The organism is Nostoc sp. CCY 9925, assembly GCF_963920935.1.
Classification (GTDB): Bacteria; Cyanobacteriota; Cyanobacteriia; order Cyanobacteriales; family Nostocaceae; genus Nostoc.
Map to the genome: position 1 here is coordinate 1 of NZ_CAWUDO010000253.1, position 2,164 is coordinate 2,164.

At 42.7% G+C, this 2,164-nt stretch carries 2 protein-coding genes; both read left to right on the forward strand.

Annotated elements, in window-relative coordinates:
* Nucleotides 1-77 precede the first annotated feature (77 nt).
* Entirely contained in the window at nucleotides 78-1,739 is a 1,662-nt protein-coding gene (locus ACM0OY_RS40160) for an ISL3 family transposase (protein WP_414574264.1), read from the forward strand.
* A 51-nt stretch (nucleotides 1,740-1,790) separates the two neighbouring features.
* Nucleotides 1,791-2,141 carry a four helix bundle protein gene (locus tag ACM0OY_RS40165; protein ID WP_340096952.1) on the forward strand — a complete coding sequence of 117 codons (351 nt, stop codon included), beginning with the start codon at nucleotides 1,791-1,793 and terminating at the stop codon, nucleotides 2,139-2,141.
* Nucleotides 2,142-2,164 lie beyond the last annotated feature (23 nt).

Consider the following 2,164-nt stretch of genomic DNA (forward strand, 5'->3'; position numbering starts at 1 on the left):
GAAGAAAGATATAATAAATTAAGATACTTCAAACTTCACTCCATCAAACATCCGAGGGATAAGCCTCAAGCTTGATTATGTCGGTGCTAACTCACCTCTTACCGGATTCAAAAAACCTGAAACTTGAGAGTTGGCTTGTTGATAAAATAAAAACAAAGATTTGGTTGATTGTTTCCGCAATCAGAACAGTAGTTAATTGTCCAGTTTGTAACCAAGCAACTCACAGAATTCATAGTCGCTACGAGCGCTTCTTAGCAGACTTGCCTTGGGCTGATTACAGCATTACCCTACAGTTGCGAGTGCGAAAGTTTTTTTGCATCAACGCTAATTGTAAACGTCGCATTTTTACAGAAAGGCTCAACAGTGTGACCGCACCTTGGGCGCGAAGGACTCTGCGTTTAGCGCAACGACTGAGCGCAATTGGTTTATCTCTGGGTGGTGCAGCGGGGGTAAGACTCTCAGAGCAATTGGGGGTAACAACTTCTCGCAATACACTATTAAATTTAGTCCGCTCAATCCCACTACCACCAATCGTAACGCCACATACTCTTGGGGTAGATGACTTTTGTTTTCGCAAATGCAAAACTTACGGCACAGCATTGATTGACCTGGAACATAGCCGACCAATCGCTCTACTCAAAGACGCAAAAGCTGAAACCTTAGCAGAATGGTTAAAAGCTCACCCTGGTATCAAAATCGTCTCACGAGATCGGTCAAAAACTTATGAAAGTGGTATTCGCCAAGGAGCGCCAGAAGCCATTCAGGTTGCAGACCGTTTTCACTTATTACAGAACTTAGCTGAAACACTTAACGAAGTTTTCGCTACACATCATCAAGCTCTCAAAACCGTCGATGAAGCATACAGTCTTTCATCAGTAACCCAAACAGACGGTACTGTAGTTGTGCGAGTACCACGACCAACCCGTGAACAACAGGCACTACAATTAGCAGAACAAAGCCGTGCCAGACGAATTGCTATCCATCAGCAAGTTTGGGACTTACATCACCAGGGTTGGAGTGGAAAAGCTATAGCCCGTCAAGTAGGGATTGGTGTAACAAGTGTATTCCGCTATCTACGTACTCCCACCTTTCTAGAACCAAATCGGCGAAGAAGCCGAGGTCGAAGTATCTTAGTTCCGTACCATGAATATATCCTTAAACGCTGGAATGAAGGTTGTCATGAAGGCTTAATTTTGTTTAAGGAAATTCAACAGCAGGGTTACAGAGGAAGTTATGATACTGTAGCTCGTTACACACGACGTATCCGTACTGTCCAAGAAATCAAGCCAAGAAAACGGTATTCGGTTAAGTCTTTACCAAAAATCACTCAACCCAAAAAACTTTGTCTCACGCCTCGTCGTGCTGTATGGCTAGTGCTGCGGAAACCGGAGTCGCAACAGCCAGAAGATGAGGAATTGATTGCACTACTAACAGCACAACATCCAGATTTAGCTGAAGCTATTCAGTTATCGCAAGGCTTTACCTGCATTGTGCGCCAACGGCAGCATTCACAACTTGATCCTTGGCTCACTCAAGCTCTCATGAGCAATCTGACTGCTTTTCGTCGCTTTGCTAAACGATTGCGTGAAGACTACGACGCGGTGAAGGCGGGTGTAACTATGTCAGTTAGTAATGGCCCCGTTGAAGGGCATATTAATCGACTGAAAATGTTAAAACGACAGATGTATGGTCGCGCCAAGATAGACCTACTTGAGCGACGATTTTTGTTGGCTACCTGAAGGATAAGGTTTCACACTTTAAACTTTTTGCTATTAACTCCAAACTTAATTATGAGCTATAGAAATCAGTTCATTTGGCAAAGAGCAGTTCAACTTGCCATCAATTGCTATAAATTTACACGCCTATTTCCTCAATCAGAATTGTATGGCTTAACCAGCCAAATTCGACGTTCTTCTGTATCTGTAGCATCTAATATAGCAGAAGGCTATGGAAGACGTTCAAAGCCAGAATACATACAGTTTTTACATATTGCTTTAGGCTCTTTGAGAGAGCTAGATACGCAATTAATCATTGCCAGAGAAGTAGAGTTAGCTGACAAAAACCTTTTCACTCCTCTATTGAATGAGGTTGAGGAAATGCAAAGTATATTAGTTGCTAGCTTAAACAAACTCAAAGCTTGAATTTATTACTTCTACCCTTCCGA

Bases quoted from the DNA above. Each gene is read 5' to 3' on its own strand.
- ACM0OY_RS40160 (WP_414574264.1), top strand. From the start codon at position 78: ATGTCGGTGCTAACTCACCTCTTACCGGATTCAAAAAACCTGAAACTT.
- ACM0OY_RS40165 (WP_340096952.1), top strand. From the start codon at position 1,791: ATGAGCTATAGAAATCAGTTCATTTGGCAAAGAGCAGTTCAACTTGCC.